Genomic DNA, 16,402 nt, shown 5'->3' with positions numbered 1-16,402 from the left:
TCGAAAGGAAGTTCCATGCCGTCTGTCGCCTTTCTCCTTCGCTCCGTGACCGCCCTGTCGCTCGCGGCGGGCGGGGTCGTCCTAGCCGCGCCTGCCATGGCGCAATCTTCGGGCGACGCGCCGACGGCGGAGGCTGCCGAGCAGCTCCTGCGTGATCTGCTGCCTGCAGATGCGCAGCCGCTTCTCGATGCGCTGACCGGAGCCGCGTCGGCCGATCAGGGGGAGAGTGACGCGCCGGTTGAGGAGGAAGCGCCTGCCGGGGATACGCCGGCGGAGGAGGCGCCTGCAGAGGAGGTGCCTGCAGAGGATCCGCCTGCAGAGGAGGTGCCGGCTGAAGATCCCGATACGGAACCGCCGGCAGAGGATGCCCCGGCTGGCGAAGCGGCACCGGAGACGGCACCTGCCGCTGATGAAGCGGCAGCGGAGGCACCAACCGACGCCACACCCGATGCGCCCCAGACCATCGCGGAGTTCCTGGAAGCGGCCGGGGCTGAAGCGCGGGGCGAGGGTCCGGCGCAGATATACACCGCATCCGGCAACACCTACCTGCATGTGCCGTCCGGGCTCTTCAACACCATGTTCCACTGGTATGCGGAGGCCGTGCAGCTGCCATCCGACGCGGTCAGCATCATCGGCAATGCGGTCGGGGAGACGCTCGCGCAATTGGAGCGGCGCGGACCTGTCGTCTTTGTCCGCGACCTTGGTTCGGGGCTCGACAAGCGCACCGCGCGCACGGAATTGCCCGATGAATTGCCCGCCGGCGATGACGCGGCCGCGGAGGCGGAGAACGGGATCGACGGGCGCCATGGAGAGGCCAAGCTCGACCCGCTGGAGGCGAGCCTCTCGGATGCCGGCCTCGGCCCGATCATCCTGGCCCTGCCGGTGCTGGCCGAGGATGAGGACGGATCGGTTCTTGTCGATCTGACCGCGGCCTTTTCTTCCGACATTCCCGGGCGGCTTTCGGCGCAGAACCACCTGACGCGGATCGGCGAGCAGGTGATCGCGCCCGACCCGACGCGCTCCTATGTGGACCGCGCCCTGTCATTCCCGGAAAACCTGTCGATCCGCTCGCACCTGACATTCGCCGGTCCGGCGGGGCCGGTTTCCATGGTGGTCGGCCACGCGCTTGCTGCCCTGCCCGCGACGCCGATGGCCGCGCGGGAGTTCAATCCCGAGGTCGGCTATTTCAAGACGAGTTTCGTCGAATATGGCGGGCCGAATGTGGTGGAGGACCGCGCGATCATCCTGCGCCACCGGCTCGAACATGCGGACCCGGACGCCACCGGTGCACGCGACCCGAAGGTACCGATTGTCTACTATGTCAGCCGCGAGGTGCCGGAGCGCTGGCGCGACGCGATCAAGGCCGGGGTCGAGATGTGGCAGCCCGCCTTCGAGGAAGCGGGCTTCACCAATGCGATCATCGCCCGCGATGCGCCCACGGTCGAGGAAGACCCGGACTGGTCGCCCGAGGATACGCGCTACAATGTGATCCGCTGGATTGCCCAGCCCTTCGCCAACGCGATGGGACCGGTCACCTATGATCCGCGATCGGGGGAGATCCTCGGCGCCCATATCCTGCTCTGGCCGCAGGTTCTCGATGTCTTCTCGCGCTACTATTTCGTGCTGCATAGCAGTGTCGACCCAGAAGCCGCGAGCTACCCCCTGTCGGAGGAGCGGATGCAGGACCTGATGACCTATGTGGTCGCCCATGAGGTCGGGCATACGCTCGGCCTGCGGCACAACCATCTGGCCTCCACCGCCTACACGGTCGCTGAGTTGCGCGATCCGGTCTTTGCCAACGAGAACGGGCCAAATGCGTCGATCATGGCTTACGGGCGATGGAACCAGGCGGCGCAGCCGGGCGACGGGGTAACCAAGTTTTTCCCCGGCCTCGGCCCCTATGACCTGTTTGCGATCAAATGGGGCTACCAGCCGCTTGAAGGGCTGGACGAAGCGGCGCGCGCCGCGCGCCTCGCCGAGGAAGCGGATGCCGCCAGCCGTGACCGGCGCCTGCGCTGGGCCGCCGTGGAGGCGCCTGACGAGCAGATCGACCAGTTCGATCCGCGCGTCCAGCGGGAGAATGTGGGGGCCGACCGGATCGAGGCCACCCGCCTCGGGATTGCGCGCCTCGCCGACGCGCTGCGCAATGCGGAGGTGACGACCGGCGGTGATCTGGACCGGATCCGGCAGATCTATGACGAGGTGATGAGCCGCCAGGCGACCTTCATCAACAGCGTCGCCACGCTGGTCGGCGGGGTGGAACGGCACCCGGGCGAAACCCCGCTTTTCCGGCCCGTGCCAACCGGCATGCAGGCCGAAGCCGTGCGGTTCCTGATGACCGAGGCGCCGGCGAGTTTCGACAGGTTCACCGAGCCGAACTTCCTTTTTGCGTTGCAGCCGGCGGGCCAGTTCCGCCGCGCCGACGGGTACCGCGCGCTCATCATCGACGAATTGCTCTCCGGTCCGCGTCTGGCGCTTCTGGAGATGCAGGAGCGGGCCGATCCGGAAGCCTATGGCGTCAGCGATCTGGCCGATGACATGCTCGCGGCGCTCTTTGACGACCCGGACGCGGCCGACCTGTCGCGGCGCAAGATGCAGCGCATTTTCCTGGAGGAAACGCAGAAGCTGCTCGCCCCCCCGGAGATCGACACGGAAGTGATGGCGACCATCGTCGGCATGCTGACGGGCGGCGACGCCTACCAGTTGCAGATCGAACTGGCGTCGGGCCGCAACACAGGCTTCCCGGCCTGGGCGACCGACCGGCTGCCGGATCTGGCGCGACGTCTGGATCTGGCCGCACGCGAGACAGAGGGCGACCTGTCGCGCCATTATGCCTATCTGGCGGACTGGATCGGTGACGCGCTCGACAGCCCGCCACCGGCGGAAGCGCCGCAACTGCTGGCCGAATAGGCGCCAAAGGGGCTTGGCGGCAGCGCCGGGCAACGCATAGGCTTGGGGCGTCGGGCTTATTCGCCCGGCGGACAAGGACACGCACATGCCCCTCGCCGCCAAAGCCGCACCGGAACCGGGCCAGCCGATCTACACGGTCCGCGGGCTGACCAAGGTCTACGGATCGGGGCCGGCGGCCGTCCATGCGCTGGCCGGTGTCGATCTGGATGTGGCCGAAGGGGAAATCATCGTGCTGCTCGGCCCCTCGGGCAGCGGCAAGTCGACGCTCCTCAACATCATCGGCGGACTGGACCGTTGCACAGACGGCACCGCGCGGTTTCAGGGAGCGGAACTGACGGATATGTCGGATGCGGCGCTGACCCGCTACCGGCGCGACCATGTGGGCTTCGTCTTCCAGTTCTACAATCTCATGCCGAGCCTGACGGCGCGGGAAAATGTCGAACTGGTCACGGAAATCGCACCCGACCCGATGCCGGCGGGCGATGCGCTTGCCATGGTGGGGCTCGATGCGCGCATGGACCATTTCCCGGCGCAAATGTCGGGTGGCGAGCAGCAGCGTGTCGCCATTGCCCGTGCCATCGCCAAACAGCCGCGTGTGCTGTTCTGCGACGAACCGACCGGCGCGCTCGACAGCAAGACCGGAAAGGCCGTCCTGTCGGTGCTGCGCGACGTGAACGAACAGACCGGCGCGACCGTGCTCATCGTGACCCATGCCGCGGCCACTGCCGCCATGGCCGACCGGGTGATCCATTTCAAGGACGGCCGGATCGAACGGATCGACCGCAACGCGACGCGCCGCGATCCCGCAGAGATCGACTGGTGATCTGATGGCGCCGCTCGACCGGAAACTGATGCGCGACCTCTGGCGGATCCGGAGCCAGGCGGCGGCCATCGGCGCGGTGATCGCGGTCGGCGTCCTGCTTCTGGTGATGATGACCGGTCTTGTGGCCACGCTCGACGAGACGCGGCGCGCCTATTACGAGCGCTACCGGCTTGCGGATATTTTCGCGCCCGTCACACGCGCGCCCGATCACCTTTTGCCGACGGTTGCGGCGCTGCCCGGCGTCGCCGGGGTGGAGGGGCGCGTGCAGGGCGCGGCGCTTGTCGATCTGCCCGGGGTGGCGTTGCCGGTGCAGGCGGTGGCCCTGTCGCTGCCCGCCGATGGCGCGCCGCGGCTCAATGCCGTGCGGCTGACCGCGGGGCGGATGATCGCGCCGTCGCACCCCGACGAGATCCTGCTCCTTGACGGATTTGCCGCCGCGCACGGGCTTGGACCGGGCGACATGCTGCAGGTCACGATGAACGGTGCGCGCAAACGGCTCCGGATCGTCGGGCTGGCGCAGTCGCCGGAATTTCTCTTCTCCACCGCGCCGGGGGAACTGGTGCCCGACGATGCGCGGTTCGGCGCGATCTGGATGGGCCGTCCGGCGCTCGCCGCCGCCTATGACATGGACGGGGCCTTCTCCGAACTGCTCATCGGGACGGGCCGCACTGCATCGGAGCCCGCGATCATCGCGGCGGTGGATCGGCTGCTCGCGCCCTTTGGCGGGCAGGGGGCCTACGGGCGCGCGGATCACGCGTCCGACAGGTTCGTCACGGAGGAGATCAACGGGTTGCGCCAGTCGAGCCGCGGCGTGCCGCCCATCTTCCTCGCGGTGGCGGCCTTCCTGCTTTACATTGTCATTGCGCGGATCGTGCAGTCCGAGCGCGAGCAGATCGGGCTGCTGAAGGCTTTCGGCTATACCAGCCGCGAAATCTCGGGCCATTACATGAAACTGGTGCTGGTGATCGCGACGGCGGGCGCGGTTCTGGGCGGCGCGCTCGGCATCCTGTCGGGCCGGGCGCTGAGCGGGGTCTACCTGATCTATTACAAGTTTCCCTTCCTCGTGTTCCAGATCTCGCCGGGGGCGCTCTTCATTGGCATCCTTGTCAGTGTGGCGGCTGCTTCGGCCGGGGCGATGTTCGTGCTGCGGCAGGTCTACGGGCTGACGGCGGCCGCCGCCATGCGCCCGCCGGCACCGGAAGATTTCAGCCGTTCGGCCCGCATCGGGCGGCTCACCGGCTGGATGGACCAGCCGACGCGGATGGTCTGGCGCCGGATCACGCGCCAGCCCTGGCGGATCGCGGGCGCCGTGCTGGGGGTCGCCGCCGGCATGGCGCTGTCTGCGGCGATGACCTCGATCATGTCGGGCTTCGACCGGACCATCGACCTGTCTTTCGACGTGATGGACCGGAGCGACATGGCAGTGAGCTTCAAGGCGCCGCTGTCCGACAAGACGGTGCTGGAACTGCAGCGGATCCCGGGCGTGCTGGCGGTCGAGCCCGCGCGGATCGTGCCCGCGATCCTGTCAAATGGCACGCGAACCTATCGCGGCGCTGTGTCCGGCCTTGTCGCCACGCCGGACATGAACCGCCCGCTCGACGCCGCGATGCGCCCGATCCACATACGCGGCGACGGGCTTGTCCTGTCGGCGGGGCTTGCGGACCTGCTGGACATCCGTCCCGGCGACCGGCTGACGGTCGATGTGCGCGAGGGGCGCCAGCCCGTCCTTGAACTGCCCGTGGCCGGGATCGCCGAGACGCTGCTGGGGGCACCGGCCTATCTTCGGATCGACGCGCTTAACCGCGCGCTGGGCGAAGGCGGGCGTGTCTCTACGGCCTACCTGCAGATTGACGAGGCTGCGGCTGCTGCGGTTCACGCGGCTCTGAAAGCCATGCCGGGTGTGGCGGGTGTCAGCGTGAAGGCGGAGGCCCGCGACGCGATGCAGGAGATGATGGACAGTGGCGCCGGCGCGACCCGCTATATCATGCTGCTGATCGCGGCCATCATCACTTTCGGGATTGTCTATAACACGGCGAGCATCGCCTATGCGGAACGGTCCCGCGATCTGGCGAGCCTGCGCGTGATCGGTTTCTCGCGCGCCGAGGTCGGCTTCGTGCTGCTGGGCGAATTGGGCGTCATCGCGCTGCTTGCGGTGCCGCTCGGGGCCGCGGCGGGCTACCTCATGTCCTTCGGCATTGCCGCGGGCTATAGCAATGACCTCTACCAGATCCCGGCGGTCTTCACGCCCGCCAACTACGGGGCGGCGGGGCTGGCGGTGTTGCTCGCGACGCTGGCTTCGGGCCTGATCGTCAACCGAAGGCTCGCCGCCGCCGATCTTGTCGCCAGCCTGAAAACGAGGGAATGACCATGGCCAGACGCCGCTCCCGTTCCATCCTGATGCTTGTCGCGGCCCTGCTGGTCGCGGGCGGTCTGGCCTATGCATTCTGGCCGCGACCGATGCTTGTCGATATCGGCACCGTCACGGTCGAACCGATGCGCCTGACGATCAATGAGGAGGGGCGCACGCGGGTGCATGATGCCTATACCGTCTCCACCCCCGTCGCGGGGCGGCTCCTGCGGGTGGAGGTCCATCCCGGAGATCAGGTGGTCGAGGGCGAGACCGTGGTGGCGCGGATGCTGCCGACCAATCCCGCCGCGCTCGACATCCGGACCCGCGAACAGGCGCGCGCGCTGGTGGCCGCGGCCGAGGCGGCGCTGCGGGTCGCCCGCGCCGATCTGGCCAAAGCGACCGCCGATCGCGACCTGTCGCAACTGGACCTGAACCGCGCCCGTGAACTGGCCGAGCGTGGCGCGATCAGCGAGGCGGCCCACGACCGGGCAGAAACGACCGCCCGCGCGGCCGACGCGATCCTCGATACCGCGCGCGCGGCAATCACCATGCGGGAGGCGGAACTGTCGAACGCGCGCGCGCAATTGATCGGGATCGAGGATCAGGGGCTTGCCACTGCTATGCGGGTCGGCGAGGGCGACGCTTTCCCGCTGCTTGCGCCGACCACGGGGCGCATCCTGCAGGTCATCCAGCAAAGCGAGACGACCCTGCCGGTGGGCGCGCCGATCATGGAGATCGGCGATGTGGACAGCGACCTCGAGGCGCTGGTGGAGCTTCTGTCCACCGATGCGGTGCAGGTCAGCGCCGGCGATCCGGTGGAGATTGCCAATTGGGGCGGGCCGGACATTCTGAACGGCGTGGTGCGGCGCATCGATCCCTGGGGTTTCACCAAATATTCCGCCCTCGGGGTGGAGGAACAGCGGGTCAACGTGGTGGTCGATTTCACCGATCCGCCAGCCAAACGCGCCGCGCTCGGGCATGGCTACCGTGTGGAGGCACGGATCGTCATCTGGTCCCGCGACAACGCGCTGACCGTGCCGTCGAACGCGATCTTCCGCGACGGGACCGGATGGGCTGCATTCCGCGTGGAAGACGGGCGCGCCCGCCACGTGCCGGTCGAGATCGGGCAAAACAACGGCCAGAAGGCGGAGGTTCTGTCCGGACTGGCAGAGGGCGACGCGATCATCCTCTACCCGTCGGCCACGCTGGGCGACGGGCAGGCCGTGGCGCAGCGCCAGCTGGACGGCTAGGCGCTGGCCGGGGCAGTGACTAGCCGATCTCTTCCTGTGCGCAGGTCATCGTTTCCTGACCGGGCAGGGTCAAAAGGGCCTCCGTGCCCTTGGTGAAGAACTCGTAACGCCCGTCAAAGCTCTCGACCCCATATTTCGCGCCCGAAGCGCTCGGCTCGGACACGGGCACGATCACCGTGTCGCGCCAGCGCAGGACCGCCATCGGCGGATCGGCATTGATGAAACTGGCCGAAACGAGCGCATCGAGCCCCTCGCAGGCATAGGCATAGGGGCCGGTCGTGATCCCCGCACCGTCATCACTGCGGGCATTGGCATAGCCGACGCGAAGTTCTTCCAGCCGCAGGGCGTAGTTTTCCGCCACGCAGCGCTCCAGCCCGTCGGTTGCCTTCCAGCAATCGTCGCGGCCCTTGATCCAGCCGCGCTGCATGGCCTTCAGTTCTGCCGCGCGGTCCGCATCGAGGTTGGGGCTGTCGACAGCGAGCCTGTAGAGCCGTGCCATCTCCCGGTCGAGCGCGGCCAGCACGGGCGTCGTACAGACCAGCTCCTCGGCCGCGCTTTCGGCCTTGGCGCAATCGAAGCTCGGGCCCTCGTCCGCCGCCATCTGCGCCGGTGCGCTGCCCTCGCCAAGGAACCAGCCCGCGACATAGCCCTCCTGCCCCTTGTAGGACACTTTGCACCAGCGGGTCTTGGCGGCTTTCTCGCGTTCTTCCGCGCTGGCTTTTTCCCACTCGGCATAGCTCATCCCGCCTTCGCAGCCGAGATTGGCCAGCCCGTCCGCATCGTGGGGGATTGTGCCGATCTTCGCTGACGCGGCGCTTGGCCCGTCGCGCAGGTTGAGCACATCGTCGCTCGCCACGCCGGTCACCTGGAAATAGTCCGGTCCGCTTGCCTCCGCCCCGACCGGCAGGGCAGGGAGGCAGAGGGGTAACGTGAGCGCCAATGCGCGCACGGCTTCTGAAAATCGCATGGGTCAAATGCTCCGCAATGAAAAGAATGGTCCGACCATGCCACGGTTTTGCGCGCCTGTCGCCTGTGGCAGCGCGCGGCCAGCATGCGCCGAGGTTGTCGGACGCGGGAACTGCGGCTAGGCTCGCCGGAAAACAGCGGGGGGATAAGATTTTATGAAATTCTTTGCCGGTCTGCTTTCACTCGTTGCCGTCATCGTGGCAGCGGTTTTTATCGCCCGCGCCGTCTATGCCCCGCCGTCGCTCGATGGCCGGACCGAGAGCACGGCCCTCCCGGTATCAGAAGACACGATGCTCGGCCGCGAACTGGCCCGCCGGAGCGCGTCGCAATCCGAGCCTTCGGCCATGGTGCCGCTGCGGGCGGGCTCCACGGCGCTCGCCACCCGGGTTCTGCTCGCCGATGCGGCCGAAGCTTCGATCGATGCGCAATATTACATCTGGCAGAATGATGTGACCGGCATTCTGCTGCTCGATGCGCTGCGCCGCGCGGCCGAACGCGGCGTGCGGGTGCGCCTGCTCGTCGACGACAATGGCACGCCCGACCTCGATCCCTATCTGGTCGCACTGAACGCGCTGCCCACGATGGAGGTGCGGCTCTACAATCCCTTCGTCCTGCGCCAGCCGCGTGTCCTGTCCTACCTGTTCGATTTCAGCCGTCTGAACCGCCGGATGCACAACAAGAGTTTCACCGTGGACGGGGCGATCACAGTCGTCGGCGGGCGCAATATCGGCGACATCTATTTCGCCCGCGACAGCAAGGTGAACTATTTCGATCTCGACGTTGTCGCGACGGGCGCGGCCGCGGCCGAGGTCGGGACGGATTTCGACGGTTACTGGGCCAGCGGGTCGGCCTATCCGGTGGACCGGATCGTCGACCTCCACCCCGATGGATTGGCCGTGCTCGACGCGCGGGTGCAGGAACTGGCCCAAGATGAGGATGCGGTGATCTTCGCCAATGCGATCCGCGAGACGAAGATCGTGGACAGGTTCCTGTCAGGCGAATTGCCGGTGGAATGGGTGCCGATGGACCTTGTGTCCGATGATCCGGCCAAGGGGCTCGGCCCGGTGCCGGCCGAGGATCTGATGATCGGGCGGCTGGCGGAGATTCTGGAACAGCCGACGGAGTCGCTCGATCTCGTGTCGGCCTATTTCGTGCCCGGCGACCTGTTGACGGAGATACTTGTCAAACATGCGGCCAATGGCGTCCGGGTGCGCACGCTGACCAATTCGCAGGACGCGACCGATGTGCTGCCGGTGCATGGTGGCTACATCCAGTATCGTGACGCCCTGCTCGATGGCGGGGTGGACGTGCGCGAATTGAAATCGGATGTCGAGAACCGCCGGATTGTCGACCAGCTTGGCCTGCTCGGCGAATCCGCATCGAGCCTGCATGCCAAGACCTTCACCATGGACCGTAACCGGACGTTCATCGGCTCGTTCAATTTCGACCCGCGTTCGGCGCTCCTCAACTCCGAGATGGGGTTCCTGATCCACAGCCCGACGCTCGCGGCGGATATGGTCGACGGGTTTGACGCCGACGTGCCGGAAGCGGCCTACAAGGTGGAGCGGACGCTCAAGGGCGGCACGGTCTGGCTGGAGCAGATGCCCGACGGGCAGACAATCGTCCATGACACCGAGCCGAACACGACGGCCTTCGGACGGTTCCTCGTCAGGCTGATCGGCTGGCTCCCCGTGACCTGGCTCCTGTAATGGCCTGCCCGCGCACGCGCGGCAGGGTGATCCGCGCCGCCAGCCCGCCCAGATCGGCCGAAGCGCCAAGTGTCAGCGTGCCGCCATAGGCTTCGGCAATATCGTGGACGAGGGTCAGCCCGAGCCCGGCGCCCGGCCGCCCGACATCCAGCCGGCGCCCCGGTGCCAGAACCTCTGCCACCTTGTCCTTGGGCAGCCCGTCTCCATCATCCTCGACCGTCAGGGACAGCATGTCGCCGGTGTCCGCTCGCGCCGTGATCCGCACGCGACCATGGGCAAAGCCGGTGGCGTTCTCGACAAGATTGCCGAGGCATTCCTCCAGATCGCCGGGGTCGGTGCGGGCGACAAGACCGGGCTCCAGATCGCTCTCGAACCGCAGGTGGCCTTCGGGCCGGTCGAAGGCGCGCAACAGCCGCGCAACGGAGGCCTCGACCTCGGCCCGGGCGGCGCGCGGCCCCTCGCCGCCCAGTTGCATTCGGCCAAGGCCGCGCGCGACGAGCGCGTCGATCCGGTCAAGCGCGGCCCGCGCATCCGACAGGTCGGCGGCGTCCCCTTGCCGGTCGATATCGTTGCGGATGATGAGGCTCGGCGTCTTCAGCGCATGGGCAAGGTCTGCCGCCTGACGCCGCGTGCGGGTCAGGATCGCGCGATTGCGCTCCAGCAAATGGTTGAGTTCGCCCACCAGCGGGCCGACCTCCGCCGGGAAGCGCGACGGGTCGATATCTTCCCCCGAGGCCAGTCCACGGTTGATGTCCTCCGGCAATTGGCTGAGCGGCCGGAACAGGAGGTTCAGCACCAGCAGCGTGCCGATCACGGCCAGACCGCCCATCACCAGATAGGCAAGGGCAAAGCCGCGGATGATCGTCACCCGCGCGTCCGACAGCGCCACCGTGCTCTGGGCCACCGCTACCGTCCAGACCGTGCCGTCATCGCGCCGGATGGCCTGCACGCGCGCCAGAAGCGGTGATTGCGGCCCGTCGAGCCGGACGATCGCAGCTTGCGTGCCGGCCGCATCCGGCCAGCGCAGCTGGAAATCGAGAAGGGACGGCGCGCTGAGGATCGTGCCGTCGGGCCGCTCCACCTGCCAGTAGACGCCGGAAAAGGGCTGGCTGTAGACCGGGTCGGTCAACCGCTCGGACAGGGCACCGGGCATCTCCGCCTCGACGTCGAGCAGCGCCAGAACCGCACCGAAGCGCGAGTTGAGCTGGCTTTCGAACTGCCGGATCAGGATACGTTCCACGCTGAAGAAGAGAATCAGCGCGCCAATGGTCAGGATCAGCGCGGCCCAGATCAGGCTGCCTGCCACCACACGGCTGCGCAACGATCGCGGCGCGTGGCCCCCGTCGGTCACGGGCCGGGCACCTGATAGCCGCGCCCGCGGGACGAGCGGATCAGGTCCGCGCCGAGTTTCTTGCGCAACCGTGCCACGAAGACGGCGACCGTGTTGCTGTCGCGTTCGCTGTCATATCCATAGATATGGTCGGCCAGTTCATGGGTTGAGATATAGCGCCCGGCATTGCGCACCAGATGGGCGAGCAGGCTGTGCTCGTGCCGCGTCAGGTCCACCGGCAGCCCGTTGCGGAACACGGTCCCGTTCGACAGGTCCACACTGACGTCGCCGAGTTCAAACATGTCGGACACGGCTCCCTGGCTGCGCCGGACGAGCGCGCGGATCCGGGCCATCAACTCGGCCATATGGAAGGGTTTGACGATATAGTCGTCAGCGCCCGCGTCCAGCCCGTCCACCCGTTCGGTCCATCGCGCGCGCGCTGTCAGAATTGCCACAGGGACGCTGTCTCCGGCGTCGCGCAGCGCCCGCAGCACGCTCAACCCGTCGCGCACCGGCAATCCCAGATCGAGCACGATCGCGTCGTAGACCTCCGTCTCTGCCAGATGCAGCCCGTCCTCGCCATTGTCGGCCGTGTCGGTGACCATGCCCTGGCCCTTGAGTGCCTGCACGATCTGGTTGCGCAGGACCGCGTCATCTTCGATTACGAGAATGCGCATCGGGTCCGGTCCGGCTGGCGGAGGCTACTTGTTCTTGCCATTGGGCTTGTCATCCTGACGCCGTTCCTGCGAGCGGGCCGAGCCGCCGGCATTGTTCGACTTGGCACCCTTGGAACTGGCGGCGTTGCCGCCGTTGCCGTTTCCAGCATTGCCCTGGCCGTTCTGGCCATAGGCATTGCCGCCCGGCACGGCACTGGTGGTGCCGTTTTTCAACGAGGCTTCGGACAGGCGGTTCGCGGGCAGGGCCCTGATCGCGCGTGCCGTGCGGCTGTCTGACGGCAGCAGCAGGCCGGTCGCCCCGTCGACGATCACGTTCACGAGCGATCCGTTCGGTTTCAGGATGATCACCTGATAGGCGACGATCTCCCCGCCGAAGGCGCGGATGTCCACCACCTCGCCGGGGACGTTGCGGGCGATCCGTGGCAGGACCTGATTCACGCGCATGGCCCGGCCATCACTTTGGGCCTGCACAAGCCCGTCCCGCGACAATGGTTGCATTGCCGCGGCGTCCAGGGCTGGCAGGCTCGCAAGACCGGCTGCCAAGAGCCCGAAACGGAACCATTTTCTCATACCGGAACGGTAGCACAATCAAGGTGAACTGAAAATGAACAAGCTGTTCTGCCGTCGTTCATCCAGCTTGTGCGACACTGCTCTATGCGGACGTGTGTGTGTCCGCTTAATGGGCCGCGCGGGCAACCTGACGCGCGGCTCCGCGCCAAGAAAGGGGCAAAGTCGGTATGTGTTACAGGGCCTGGTGGGGGAGCGTGCGGCTCGCGCGTTCTGGCAAATCGTCTGTAGATTCATTTTCGCGCGACCGGGACGGATCCGTGACGGTCGAATATGTTCTGTGGTTGCCGCTGTTCGTGGCGATCCTGATGCTGGTGGTCGACGTGTCGCTGCTCTTCCTGACCCATGCCAACATGTATGATGTGGCGCGCGATACCTCGCGGCGCACGGCGCTGGGCGAGTTCGCGAACTTCAGTGCAGCTGAAACCTATGCGGAAACCCACGCGCTCGTGGGCGGGCATACCTACACGGCGGATGTGGATTACACCGGCATTGGCGAGGAAGTGTATACCGAAGTGTCGGTCCCGATGGCCGATGTCGGTTTCTCGCGCATCTTCGCGGTAGTCTTCAACGGCACGCTGCGCGCCCGCGTGACCCAGCGCGTGGAGCCGAGCTGATGGTGGCCCGCTGGATCACCGACCGCGTCGGACGCGCGCTGGCCAAAGCCCGCGCGTTTGGTGCAGAGGAAGACGGCACGGTGACGGCCTCGGCCATCATCTGGTCGGTCCTCTTTCTCGTGCTCGGCGGCCTGTCGGTCGACATGGGCAATGCGTTGCGGGAACGCGCGCGCCTGCAGGCGGCCGCGGACAGTGCTGCCCTGTCAGGCATCATCGACATTGACACACCGGCAACGGCCGAGTCGGTGGCGCTCTACTATGGAAACCTCAACTATGACGGCACCACGAAAGCCGGCTATGTCGAGAGCGGCATATGGGCCAACGGGGCCTTCACTGCGACCTCGACATCCCCCGACGCGATCCGCGTGGCGACCATGCGCAACGAGTTCAACGGCAATTCGGTCGGCACCTATCTGCTGCGCCTGATCGGGATCGACGAGGTCGGTGTTTCGGTCGATGCGGTCGCACACCGCCGGATCGGGGAATGTTTCCTGAGCGGCATGGTGGCGCGCAAGGACGTCAAAATCTCGTCCAACAACAGTTTCATCGACGATTACTGCATTCATGGCAGCGAAGAGGTGGAAATTTCCCGGAACAACAGATTCGAGGAGGGTGTGAAGGTCACCTCCAGCAGCCGGGACAATATCCGCACCAACGGGTCCACGCTCGACACGGACCTCAACCCCGGTCTGGAGCAGGCTGTTTATCCCGGCGTCAACACGCTGATGGACCGCACCATGATGATCGACGAGGTGGCGAGCATCGTGGATGCCGCCCGCGCGGTGGCGGACTACACGATGAACGAGACGGATTTCGAGGCGCTGATCGAACAGCCCGAATTCCTGAAGGGCGCGCATCGCGGCACCTATTACCAGACCACGCCCACCACCTATTCGGTGCAGTGTCAGGGCAATGGCAAGCGCATCCGCGTGCCCGATGACAGCGAATGGCACAATGTGGCCGTCTATACCAACTGCCCGATCGAGGTTGGCCGCGGGTCGGTCCTGTCGGGGTCGGAGATTGCCACCACCAACAGCGGCCAGAACGCGGTCAAGATCGGACAGGATGTGCAGGTCGGCGACGGTGACGGCTGCCTGCCCGGTGGCGGGTCGCAGATCCTGGCCGAGGGCGATGTGCATTTCGCCTCCGGCACCAGCTTTGACGGTGCGCAGGTGATTGCCGGCGAAACGATCCATATCGCCGCCCAATCGTCGGGCATGCGCGGCGCGACCTTCCAGGCGGAAAGCATTCAGCTGACCGCGCTCGGGGACGATTTCGCGCCGAACTGCACCGACAATACCGATGTAAAGTATTTCAAATGGATATACCGATTGGTTGAGTAGCGTCCGGTATGTCCGCCTCCCCCGCAATTTCAAAGGATAAGATGATGAAACGCCCCTCACTAAAAACCGCACCGAAGCTCGCCTGCACGGCGCTTCTGGGTGCCGGATTGCTCTGCGCGCCTGCCGCCCTCGCACCTGTCGACGGGGTCGCCGGATCTGCGGCCTTCGCCAAGGACAAGGACGACAAGGCGGGCAATTCCGGCAACAAGGGCAGTAGTGGCAATCGCGGCGCCGGCAAGGACAAGGATCGCGACAACCGCGGCAACGGCAACCGGCAGGCGCGTAGTTCGGATGGCGACGAGGTGAGGCCGCCGCTCCGTCCGAACGAGAAAGGGCGCTGGAACGCGTCCAATGCCAGCCAGAAGGCGCTCGATGCCCATATCCGCAACCAGAATTTCAACGGCACGATCGGGGCGCTGGCGCAGTATCAGCTGGCCGCGCGGGCCGCTGCCGGGGAAGAACTTTCGGACGCGGAGCGCGATGCGCTGGGCGCCTTCGTCATGCCGCGTGACAGCGACCTGACAGATGACGATCTGGCCGAAGCGATCAACGATGGCGGCGACGGTGCACCGGTCTTTTCGGTATCAAGCGGAACCGTCAGCTGCGTCGACAATTGCCCCGAGGATCCGGTGGAGAAAGCCGCGCTCGTGGCGATCGCCCAGGCGGAAGTGGACGCGCTGAACGCCGAGCGGGAGGATGATTTCCTGCAAGCCGATCTCGACAGGTTCCTGCTCGATTCCGAGCAGCGGATCATCGACGACAGCAACAAGCGGCTGACGCCTGAACGCAATGAGGATCTGCTCGACGGTCTGGCCGATGACCTCGGCGTCGTGCGCCAGACGGTGGCAAACGATCTGCAGGAAGCCGGGCAGGAGGTTCAGGAAGGGTTGCAGCAGGCAGGCCAGCAGGTGGAGCAGGTCGGCCGGTCCATCGGCCGCGCGCTCGGCAACATTTTCAAGTGACCCAAAGGTTGGCTGGGACCGTGTGAGAGCACCAGGTGCACGGTCCCTAGCTCAAGGGCGCGGTCAGGACATGCCGCGCCCTTACTTTATCACGCAGGCGCTCAGCGGGGAAATGCGGACCGCAGCCGGTCCACAGCCTGCGCCACCATCAGCAGATCGAGCCCGACCGCGACGAAGCCCACGCCGCGCTCCAGATAGGCGCGGGCCTTCTCCGGATCGAGGGCCAGAATGCCCGACGGCACGCCGAGCGTTTTGAGCCGGTCGAGCGTGTGGTCGATCGCCTCCTGCACCTCCGCATGGCCCGGATTGCCCGGATGGCCGAGGCTGGCGGCGAGGTCCGAAGGGCCGATGAAAACCCCGTCCACACCGGGTGTGAGCGCGATCTCGTCGAGATGGTCGAGAGCGCTTGCGGTTTCGACCTGCACCAGAAGGCAGATTTCCTCGTTCGCGCGGCGCGCATAATCGGTGATGCGTCCGTAGCGGCTGGCGCGGGTCATGCCCGCGACACCACGGATGCCCGCGGGCGGGTAGGCGCAGGCCAGAGCGGCGGCCTCTGCCTCTGCCCCGGTCTGGACGAAGGGCACGAGCAGGGTCTGCGCACCCATGTCGAGATGGCGCTTGATGAGCGGCGCGTCGTTGGAGAGCGGTCGGACGAGTGCCGCGACCTCGGGGTAGCCGTTGAGGATCTGCAGGGCCACCTGAACCTCGCCCGGCTCGATCACGGCATGTTCCGTGTCGATGAGCACCCAGTCGAAGCCGCCGCCCGCGATGATGTCGGTCACGGCGGTGCCGGCGATGGAATTCCACAGCCCGATCTGCGGGCGGCCTTCCTTCACGGCGGCTTTGAACCTGTTTCTTATCAATTCCATAGCGGATCCTCCGACTTTGTCCGGACCAC

13 protein-coding genes are annotated in these 16,402 nt (G+C 66.5%); 8 read left to right on the top strand and 5 right to left on the bottom strand.

Translation table 11 applies throughout. The annotated features are described in order from the left end of the window. Nucleotides 1-15 precede the first annotated feature (15 nt). The 4 genes from GSH16_RS00650 to GSH16_RS00635 all read left to right on the top strand — a co-directional run bounded on the left by GSH16_RS00650 (nucleotide 16) and on the right by GSH16_RS00635 (nucleotide 7,333). A complete protein-coding gene (locus GSH16_RS00650; protein ID WP_160850927.1) occupies nucleotides 16-2,910 on the top strand; it encodes a zinc-dependent metalloprotease in 2,895 nt (964 codons plus the stop codon). 85 nt (nucleotides 2,911-2,995) lie between these two features. Next, a complete protein-coding gene (locus GSH16_RS00645) occupies nucleotides 2,996-3,733 on the top strand; it encodes an ABC transporter ATP-binding protein (protein WP_160850926.1) in 738 nt (245 codons plus the stop codon). A gap of 4 nt (nucleotides 3,734-3,737) precedes the next feature. Continuing rightward, complete coding sequence (locus tag GSH16_RS00640; protein WP_160850925.1) at nucleotides 3,738-6,098, top strand: ABC transporter permease; 2,361 nt, start codon at nucleotides 3,738-3,740, stop codon at nucleotides 6,096-6,098. A gap of 2 nt (nucleotides 6,099-6,100) precedes the next feature. Then, entirely contained in the window at nucleotides 6,101-7,333 is a 1,233-nt protein-coding gene (locus GSH16_RS00635; RefSeq protein WP_235912895.1) for an efflux RND transporter periplasmic adaptor subunit, read from the top strand. Nucleotides 7,334-7,352: 19 nt separating this feature from the next. Here GSH16_RS00635 and GSH16_RS00630 read toward each other — a convergent pair whose 3' ends face one another. Continuing rightward, on the bottom strand, nucleotides 7,353-8,300 hold the full coding sequence (locus tag GSH16_RS00630; protein WP_160850923.1) for an MliC family protein: 948 nt from the start codon (nucleotides 8,298-8,300) through the stop codon (nucleotides 7,353-7,355). Nucleotides 8,301-8,454: 154 nt separating this feature from the next. On the opposite strand from GSH16_RS00630, the gene GSH16_RS00625 reads away from it, so the two are divergent. Beyond that, nucleotides 8,455-10,008: a phospholipase D family protein gene (locus GSH16_RS00625; RefSeq protein WP_160850922.1), complete on the top strand. Its 1,554-nt coding sequence runs from the start codon at nucleotides 8,455-8,457 to the stop codon at nucleotides 10,006-10,008. Here GSH16_RS00625 and GSH16_RS16035 read toward each other — a convergent pair. From GSH16_RS16035 to GSH16_RS00610, 3 genes are read right to left on the bottom strand one after another with little or no spacing between them, the layout of a single operon-like run. After that, complete coding sequence (locus GSH16_RS16035; protein ID WP_160850921.1) at nucleotides 9,968-11,359, bottom strand: sensor histidine kinase; 1,392 nt, start codon at nucleotides 11,357-11,359, stop codon at nucleotides 9,968-9,970. The two genes, GSH16_RS00625 and GSH16_RS16035, sit on opposite strands and share 41 nt — an antisense overlap. Beyond that, nucleotides 11,356-12,015, bottom strand: a complete 660-nt coding sequence (locus GSH16_RS00615) for a response regulator transcription factor (RefSeq protein WP_160850920.1) — start codon at nucleotides 12,013-12,015, stop codon at nucleotides 11,356-11,358. Before GSH16_RS00615 ends, GSH16_RS16035 begins: the two co-directional genes overlap by 4 nt. Nucleotides 12,016-12,039: 24 nt before the next feature. Further along, nucleotides 12,040-12,459 (bottom strand): PepSY domain-containing protein, encoded by a 420-nt coding sequence (locus tag GSH16_RS00610; RefSeq protein WP_160850919.1) that lies wholly within the window; start codon nucleotides 12,457-12,459, stop codon nucleotides 12,040-12,042. Nucleotides 12,460-12,842: 383 nt separating this feature from the next. Between GSH16_RS00610 and GSH16_RS00605 the strand changes: the two genes are divergently transcribed. From GSH16_RS00605 to GSH16_RS00595, 3 genes are read left to right on the top strand one after another with little or no spacing between them, the layout of a single operon-like run. Next, a complete protein-coding gene (locus GSH16_RS00605; protein ID WP_160850918.1) occupies nucleotides 12,843-13,199 on the top strand; it encodes a TadE/TadG family type IV pilus assembly protein in 357 nt (118 codons plus the stop codon). Beyond that, nucleotides 13,199-14,542, top strand: a complete 1,344-nt coding sequence (locus GSH16_RS00600) for a TadE/TadG family type IV pilus assembly protein (RefSeq protein ID WP_160850917.1) — start codon at nucleotides 13,199-13,201, stop codon at nucleotides 14,540-14,542. The genes GSH16_RS00605 and GSH16_RS00600 overlap by 1 nt, the downstream gene beginning before the upstream one ends. Nucleotides 14,543-14,586: 44 nt before the next feature. Further along, the gene (locus GSH16_RS00595) at nucleotides 14,587-15,504 is read left to right on the top strand and encodes a hypothetical protein (protein ID WP_160850916.1); all 918 of its coding nucleotides are present in this window, start codon (nucleotides 14,587-14,589) and stop codon (nucleotides 15,502-15,504) included. Between the two features lie 101 nt (nucleotides 15,505-15,605). Here GSH16_RS00595 and GSH16_RS00590 read toward each other — a convergent pair whose 3' ends face one another. Continuing rightward, a complete protein-coding gene (locus GSH16_RS00590; RefSeq protein WP_160850915.1) occupies nucleotides 15,606-16,373 on the bottom strand; it encodes an HpcH/HpaI aldolase family protein in 768 nt (255 codons plus the stop codon). Between the last annotated feature and the right edge of the window lie 29 nt (nucleotides 16,374-16,402).

Source organism: Oceanomicrobium pacificus (assembly GCF_009833495.1).
Lineage (GTDB): Bacteria > Pseudomonadota > Alphaproteobacteria > Rhodobacterales > Rhodobacteraceae > Oceanomicrobium > Oceanomicrobium pacificus.
The sequence above is the reverse complement of the archived record's forward strand: the minus strand, read 5'-3'. Positions and strand labels throughout refer to the sequence as shown.